General features: G+C 59.6%; 12 protein-coding genes. 10 read left to right on the forward strand and 2 right to left on the reverse strand.

Annotation, left to right across the window (positions count from 1 at the left end):
• Window positions 1–9 precede the first annotated feature (9 nt).
• Window positions 10–501 (reverse strand): phage regulatory CII family protein, encoded by a 492-nt coding sequence (locus AF71_RS28285; protein ID WP_169683994.1) that lies wholly within the window; start codon window positions 499–501, stop codon window positions 10–12.
• A gap of 210 nt (window positions 502–711) precedes the next feature.
• Window positions 712–960: a hypothetical protein gene (locus AF71_RS28290; protein WP_169683995.1), complete on the reverse strand. Its 249-nt coding sequence runs from the start codon at window positions 958–960 to the stop codon at window positions 712–714.
• On the opposite strand from AF71_RS28290, the gene AF71_RS28295 reads away from it, so the two are divergent.
• From AF71_RS28295 to AF71_RS28340, 10 genes are all read left to right on the forward strand, one after another.
• On the forward strand, window positions 959–1,729 hold the full coding sequence (locus tag AF71_RS28295) for a LexA family transcriptional regulator (protein WP_192240741.1): 771 nt from the start codon (window positions 959–961) through the stop codon (window positions 1,727–1,729). The two genes, AF71_RS28290 and AF71_RS28295, sit on opposite strands and share 2 nt — an antisense overlap.
• 230 nt (window positions 1,730–1,959) lie before the next feature.
• Entirely contained in the window at window positions 1,960–2,154 is a 195-nt protein-coding gene (locus tag AF71_RS28300; RefSeq protein ID WP_169683997.1) for a hypothetical protein, read from the forward strand.
• Window positions 2,155–2,227: 73 nt separating this feature from the next.
• On the forward strand, window positions 2,228–2,401 hold the full coding sequence (locus tag AF71_RS28305; protein WP_169683998.1) for a hypothetical protein: 174 nt from the start codon (window positions 2,228–2,230) through the stop codon (window positions 2,399–2,401).
• Window positions 2,402–2,564: 163 nt separating this feature from the next.
• Window positions 2,565–2,915: a hypothetical protein gene (locus AF71_RS28310; RefSeq protein ID WP_246733841.1), complete on the forward strand. Its 351-nt coding sequence runs from the start codon at window positions 2,565–2,567 to the stop codon at window positions 2,913–2,915.
• Entirely contained in the window at window positions 2,905–3,096 is a 192-nt protein-coding gene (locus AF71_RS28315; protein WP_169683999.1) for a hypothetical protein, read from the forward strand. The genes AF71_RS28310 and AF71_RS28315 overlap by 11 nt, the downstream gene beginning before the upstream one ends.
• Window positions 3,093–5,009, forward strand: coding sequence for a DNA cytosine methyltransferase (locus tag AF71_RS28320; protein ID WP_246733843.1), 1,917 nt, complete (start codon window positions 3,093–3,095; stop codon window positions 5,007–5,009). Before AF71_RS28315 ends, AF71_RS28320 begins: the two co-directional genes overlap by 4 nt.
• A complete protein-coding gene (locus AF71_RS28325) occupies window positions 5,009–5,536 on the forward strand; it encodes a hypothetical protein (protein ID WP_169684000.1) in 528 nt (175 codons plus the stop codon). Before AF71_RS28320 ends, AF71_RS28325 begins: the two co-directional genes overlap by 1 nt.
• Window positions 5,533–5,802, forward strand: coding sequence for a hypothetical protein (locus AF71_RS28330; protein ID WP_169684001.1), 270 nt, complete (start codon window positions 5,533–5,535; stop codon window positions 5,800–5,802). Before AF71_RS28325 ends, AF71_RS28330 begins: the two co-directional genes overlap by 4 nt.
• Window positions 5,799–6,137: an HNH endonuclease signature motif containing protein gene (locus AF71_RS28335; protein ID WP_169684009.1), complete on the forward strand. Its 339-nt coding sequence runs from the start codon at window positions 5,799–5,801 to the stop codon at window positions 6,135–6,137. Before AF71_RS28330 ends, AF71_RS28335 begins: the two co-directional genes overlap by 4 nt.
• Entirely contained in the window at window positions 6,137–6,352 is a 216-nt protein-coding gene (locus AF71_RS28340) for a hypothetical protein (protein ID WP_169684002.1), read from the forward strand. The genes AF71_RS28335 and AF71_RS28340 overlap by 1 nt, the downstream gene beginning before the upstream one ends.
• Window positions 6,353–6,485: the final 133 nt, after the last annotated feature.

Below are 6,485 nucleotides of genomic sequence, written 5' to 3' on the forward strand. Positions count from 1 at the left end.
GCTCCATGATCATTCCCCAACCACTCTCAAACCAGCCTTCGTCGCGCCGTTCGCCTTGATGACGGCCAGCGCCTGGCGAAAGCTCGAAAGCCCGCGCTCGATGTTTGCCGCCTCTCGGTCCATCGAATGGGCTTCGGTCGGGGTAACAATGCCGTCCGCCATTGCGCTCGCGCCCGCCGCCATTAGCGCCGCCGCCTTCTGCATCACGTCCGAGTACGAGGTGAGAACGTTGACGTTCGCCTTGTGCTCAGCATCGGGATCAGACAATCGACGACCGCTCAGCTCGGCCATCGCCTGCGTGACAACTGGCACACCGCATTCGCTTTCGAGCGCAAATACCACCGAGAGCGGCATCAGGTCGGTATCGCGGGGGTTATTCATACGGCCGATATGGCTCGGCGAGACCGAGGAGATTTCTGCCGCCCGGTCGATCCCGCCAGCAAGCTTGATGAGATCGCGTTGAGCAGCTTTTACGCGGTGGAACCATGCATCTGACGACATGACAAAACCTTTCCCGCGCCGGGAATTCCGTGCGGTTTTTCCCGTAGTGGGAATTGATCGAAAATGTGAGTTTCAGTCCGTCAGCAGATCACGGAGGTCCGCATGCCTGGACGAAACATTGAAGATAAAGAGCACCGGACCACAGAGGTCCGCCGGTCCGGTGCGAGGTGGCGCGACGACCAGTTGGCCCGCGCAGGGAACAACGGGAAATCATGCGGCCTCCATCACAGGCTGCGGGCGGCCAACATCAGTCGGCCACTCTGCGCCCTCAGGCCAGTTGTCTGAAAACCATTGCATCGCGCGCTCGAAGGTCCCGGTCGTCACATCCTTCTCACCGATCGCGACGCCATCTAGCGTCGATCCACGATTGAGAACGATTGTCGAAACACGCTGGCGGCCAAGGCCTCGGGCTTGACCAAACGTATCGGAGACAAGAATGAGCTGTTCGCGTAGTGTCATGGCGACGGAGAATGCGGAAATCTTTCCGCCGCGTCAACAGAATTTTTTCCCCCTTACACAGAACGATGGTGCGGATAGAATTCCGCACATGAGCGAAACACTGCACGATCGCATCCGTAAGCGATTGGAAGAATTGAATTTAACCCCCGCGGCGGCGTCCCTGAAGGCGGATCTGTCGAAGGAGATGTTGCGCAAGCTGCTTGCTAACCCCGATGCGATGCCGTCGGGAAAAAGCCTCACTGCACTAGCGAACGCGCTTGAGGTTTCCGAGCAGTGGTTGTTAAGTGGAGGCGAAACCACCTCGGCGGTAAAGACGGATGTTCGGCCCGCTTCATCGACGCCACCCATGCGCCATGAAATGTCGAACGACGTCCCTGTCAGAGGGACAGCTGCTGGGTCACACCTGGGCGGCGCGTTCCAAATTACGAGCGATACCATTGATTTTGTTAGACGACCGCCTGCATTGATAAACGTCGTAAATCTATACTCGTTGTATGTTGAGGGCTCTTCCATGGAGCCACAATACTCGCCCGGTGACCTGATTTTCATCCACCCAGACAAGCCTCCTCGCCTAGGCGACGCAGTCGTCATTCAGTGCCAGGTCGATGCTGAAGGCCACGCCGAAGCAACAATCGGCATCTTGAGCAGGCGCTCTGCTGAGAAAGTCACAATCAGGAAACATAACCCGCCCGCCGAGATTGATCTGCCCCGTGAGACCGTGGTGACAATCCACAAAGTTCTCACTAACAATGAGCTGTTCGGCATCTAATCCGAACGGAAAAAGCGGAGATTGATTCGCAGCCCTGCCTCAAGCAGGGCTTTTCTTTTGACGCTACTACGGAAATATTTCCGCCATGGACTTGACCACGGAAATATTTCCGCTTTATGTTCCGCTCATCCGGCGGATCTCCTCCCAACCCGGATCGTCCACAAAGGGCGCGCCGCTGCTCTCTACTCCTCCCGGAGCAGCGGCGAAACCGGGGGGCGAAGGAGAGCACCGTGCAGACACAGACATATCCCGCAGTCTTAGCCCGCAGCATCGCCCACGAGATGGCAGATCTCGCTCTTGAGCGCGGCGAAGGCCTGACGCGCAAAGACTTCCAAGACCTTGGCTACACCAATGAGCAGATCGACGCCTACAGCCAGCAGGCGGCCCAGATCCATTCGCGTCGCTCGACACGGCGCGTCGCCTGAACCTTCCGGTTTTGGCTCCCGCTCCGATCAGGAACGGAGCGGATGCCCAAACGGAAGCGAAAGGGCTCCTCTCATGCATACAATTCGGACAGTTCGTCCGGTAGCTATGTCGCTGCCGGAACCGGGATCGCTTTACCTGCGCCTGACGCGGATGCCGGTCAAGGATCAGCGCATCGCCGAGTTCGCGTTGCTGCTGGCGATCGCGATCGTGTTGCCAGTCGTCGCAATCATGCAGGTGCCGGCATGACGCCAACCACCGCCATCCTTGCCGGGGTAATCGCCGCCTTTTGCGCCGGCATGCTGTTCGGGACCGCGGTTCTCATTTGCAGACTTCCGCAGGCCGTAAGGCGGTTCGTCGAGTGGCGTCGACTGCGCTCCCTGCGGGCGGATGACACGTGGGAGAACGCACCATGGAGGGATATGTGATGGCCGACATCCTGTCTTTCCCGCCGACGATGCGCGTCGTCTCGAATGATTTCAGCCCAAGCATCGCCGAGGAAATCGAGATCGAAATGGGGCGCATTCGCCGCCGCAAAGTTGCGCAGGCACTGGAGCACGTGGCGAGCGTCAACATCGATCTCGCCGTCGACAATCTTTGTGGCACGTCCGGCTTCGAAGGCCTGACCGACGAGACGATGATTGGTCTCGCTCACGCGGTGATCTGCGTCATCGACGCGCTCGGCTGCCGCAACGCGGATCTGCCGCTGCGCCGCCTCCTGAACGAAACGATTTTGCGGATGGAGAACGCCCATGCAGGCTAAGCTGAAGAAGCTAACCGGCAGGGAACTCCGCCGTCAAACGCTCGACCGACCGCTCGTCATCAAGACGATCACCGTAAACCGTCGCGTTGTGGCCGGCGACCACGGCGGCATTGCCTACGTCGATTTCAAGATGCCTTGGACGGCGATGTACGCTGCAGCCCTGCAGGAGCGCGGGCTTTGATAAGCGCTCCGATCATCGTTGACAGTTTTGCAGGTGGCGGCGGCGCTTCCACAGGCATTGAGATGGCTCTCGGCCGATCGCCAAATATTGCCATCAATCACAATGCGGCTGCACTGGCGCTGCACGCGGCCAACCATCCGGAGACGCTCCATCTCTCAGAGAACATCTTCAAGGTTGATCCGCTGGACCACGTTGCCGGCAAGCATGTCGGCCTCGCCTGGTTCTCGCCGGACTGCAAGCACTTCTCCAAAGCCAAAGGCGGCAAGCCTGTCGAGCGCAACATCCGCGACCTCGCATGGGTGATTGTCCTCTGGGCGGAGCGTGCGAAGCCAGACGTCATCATCATGGAGAACGTCGAGGAGTGGAAGGATTGGGGTCCGCTGATCGAGACCGAGCGCGGCCTTATGCCGTGCCCAGACAGCCGCGGCGAGACATTTCAGAAGTGGTGCAAGGCAATGCGCCGGGCTGGCTACAAGATCCAGCACAGAGAGCTACGCGCCTGCGACTACGGTGCACCAACTATCCGCAAGCGACTTTTCCTCATAGCCCGCCGCGACGGCAAGCCGATTGTATGGCCAGAAGCGACCCACGGCGCACCAGACGACCGCGAAGTGATTTCCGGCCGCAAGAAGCCATGGCGCACAGCCGCGGAGTGCATCGATTGGTCGCTGCCTTGCCCGTCGATCTTCGACACCACCGAAGAGATCTGGGAAAAGTATCAACTCAGGGCCATTCGTCCCCTCGCCAAGAACACAATGGCTCGAGTTGCTCGCGGCATGAAGCGCTACGTCCTCGATGCCGAGCGTCCATTCCTCGTCCAGACAGGGTACGGTGAGCGGGCTGGGCAGGCCCCGCGAGCTATGAGCGTTGACAGGCCCCTCGGCACGGTGGTTGCCAGCGGAATTAAGCACAACGTCGTCACGCCGCACCTTTCGGCATTCTATGGGCCTGGCGACGGAGGCAAGGATCGTTCCGCCAGCGTTGAAGAGCCGGTCAGGGTTGTAACGACCGAAAATCGCCATGCGATTATCGCTCCCATCCTCACCTATGCCCAGCAAGGCGGTGCAAATAGATCGGTCGAGGAGCCTCATCACACGATCTGCGCCAGCAAGAAGGACCAGAATTCCGTCATCATCCCGACGCTTGTCGGATGCGGCGGCCGAGCGGGGCAAAGCCGTCCACGTGGCGGGGACGAGCCATCGGCAACCATCACGGCGAAGGCAGATACCTGCGCAGCCGTCGCTTTCGTGGCGCAGAACAACAACGACAGCAGGCGCATCGGTGGCGTGAACCCCGGCCGCTCTGCCGAAAAGCCAATGTCGACCGTAACGGCATCTGGAGCGCAGCAGGGCGCCGTTACTGCATTCATTTCTCGCCAGTTCGGCACTTCGACCGGCCATGAGATAGGAAAGCCGCTCGGCACCACGACAGCCGACGGTGGCGGCAAGTCTCTCCTTGTCGCTCCCTACCTTCAAGCCTACTACGGCACTGGCGACGGCGGAGAAGAAGATCAGCCTTGCCGCACAATCACGACGAAGGACCGCCATGGCCACGTCGAGGCGACGATTGAAGCTCCCCCCTTCATATCCGATCAGGAAGTACGTGCTCGCCAGGTCGCAGACTTCATGCGCTCCTTCGGGTTTTGGGATGACAGGGAGTTCGTGACGCTCACGATCGGTGGCACTGAGTTCGTCATCGTCGACATTGGCATGCGGATGCTATCGCCGCGCGAACTTTACAATGCGCAGGGTTTCCCGCCCGACTATCAGATCGACACCGACGCCATTGGCAAGCCGTTCCCCAAGAACGTCCAGGTGTCCTGCGTTGGCAATTCAGTCTGCCCACCAGTCGCCGCGGCAATCGTTGGCGCCAACTGCCAAGATCTCGTCGAGTACCGGGAGGCCGCAGAATAATGGCCTCGACAGCAGACGCGCAACGTTTGGCGATCATCCGCACCAGGCACGCCGAGGCCAGCACCAACTGGCAGCTAGGCAGCACCGGCACGGAGCTCCTTGCTGTCATCGTGCCGAACACACAGCCTGTCGCGGTCGCACAGCTCACCGTCGAGTGCGGATACATCGATCGCGACTTCATGCTTCACGCCCACGACGATCTTCGGTTCGTTCTCGGCTTGCTTCAGGAAGCATTCGCCGAGATCCGGCGCTGGAAGCCGCAACAGCTTCAGCAGGCAGAGCGCGCGCACAAGAACGCGAACTATGCGGCCGAGTGCGCTATGCGATCAAACGATCAGATGTTCCGTCGCTTCCTGCTGGAAGCGAAGGGAGCGACCGAAGTCAGCGACGCGGTCCGCGTGGACTCGCACGTTCGCTACCTCCTGAAGATCGACAGCCGCAACGAATTGAATACCGACGCCGGCGCCCGCAACCGATGGTTCGATCTGCGCGCCGAGTTTGAGGCTTGGAAGAGGAATGCCGCATGACCGTGGATATCTACAACATGTCTGACGCCGATCGGCAGTCGCACGCAACCGCCGCAGCTCACCAGGCGTCAGAAGCCGTGACTGAGCTTCTGCGCTTCAGCCGCGAGGGAGCAGACATCAACGGAACCTTCGGCGAGATCGATGTCGTCGAGAAGCTTCTGGACGCCGCGAAGATTGCAACCGAATGCCTCACGGAGGAGGACGACGGCCAGCGCTACTCGTCGATCTATGCCGATCTCAAGCACGAACTGGAGTTCTGGGCCTGATGAGCCGGCGCGACAACATTCGTGAGAAGGTCATGGCTCGCGTGCGTACGGACGAAGATACCGGCTGCTGGATCTGGACGGGCCCTACGTCGGGAACAGAAGGCCGCGGAGCCGGATATCCACGAATGGCTTTAGCCGGACAGACAGTCGCGGTTCACATTGTCATGTGGACCAACGAGCACGGCTACATCCCCGGCAAGAAGGAACTGGACCACGTTTGCCGAAACCGGCTCTGCGTCCGTCCCCATCCCGATCATCTGGAAATGGTGACCCGAAAACGCAATGCCATTCGTCGCGAACAGGCAAAGCGAGCACTGATTTGCGAGGAAGCTTGATGGCCATTAGAGCCCCAGCGAAAGAGATCACGATTGAGCGGCTTGGCGAGATGCTCATCTTTGCCGCCAAGCTCGTAGATCGAAAAGGCCCGATCGCGCAGCCAATCCTCGATCGCTGCGAGCGGGAGTATCTGGCAGCTAAGCAGAGGCAGGAAACCAGATCCGGCAGCCAACTGGAGCGCATCCAAAAATTGTTGGGAGCAGCACCGCAATAATCAGACTACTTTTCGTCCTACTTTTTGGACTACATATCAGGCGCCAGCAGATCAGAAATTGTCGAAACAGGCCGCAATACAAGGAAACTCCACCGGCTTACAAAGAGGAGCCAAATCCGGCCCGGGGAGCCAG

It is taken from the genome of Rhizobium sp. 57MFTsu3.2, from assembly GCF_012932765.1.
Classification (GTDB): domain Bacteria; phylum Pseudomonadota; class Alphaproteobacteria; order Rhizobiales; family Rhizobiaceae; genus Rhizobium; species Rhizobium altiplani.

Excerpts from the sequence above, each read along its gene's own strand:
- AF71_RS28285 (WP_169683994.1), bottom strand. The coding sequence starts at position 501 with ATGTCGTCAGATGCATGGTTCCACCGCGTAAAAGCTGCTCAACGCGAT.
- AF71_RS28295 (WP_192240741.1), top strand. The coding sequence starts at position 959 with ATGGCGACGGAGAATGCGGAAATCTTTCCGCCGCGTCAACAGAATTTT.
- AF71_RS28290 (WP_169683995.1), bottom strand. The coding sequence starts at position 960 with ATGACACTACGCGAACAGCTCATTCTTGTCTCCGATACGTTTGGTCAA.
- AF71_RS28305 (WP_169683998.1), top strand. The coding sequence starts at position 2,228 with ATGCATACAATTCGGACAGTTCGTCCGGTAGCTATGTCGCTGCCGGAA.
- AF71_RS28310 (WP_246733841.1), top strand. The coding sequence starts at position 2,565 with ATGGAGGGATATGTGATGGCCGACATCCTGTCTTTCCCGCCGACGATG.
- AF71_RS28315 (WP_169683999.1), top strand. The coding sequence starts at position 2,905 with ATGCAGGCTAAGCTGAAGAAGCTAACCGGCAGGGAACTCCGCCGTCAA.
- AF71_RS28325 (WP_169684000.1), top strand. The coding sequence starts at position 5,009 with ATGGCCTCGACAGCAGACGCGCAACGTTTGGCGATCATCCGCACCAGG.
- AF71_RS28330 (WP_169684001.1), top strand. The coding sequence starts at position 5,533 with ATGACCGTGGATATCTACAACATGTCTGACGCCGATCGGCAGTCGCAC.
- AF71_RS28340 (WP_169684002.1), top strand. The coding sequence starts at position 6,137 with ATGGCCATTAGAGCCCCAGCGAAAGAGATCACGATTGAGCGGCTTGGC.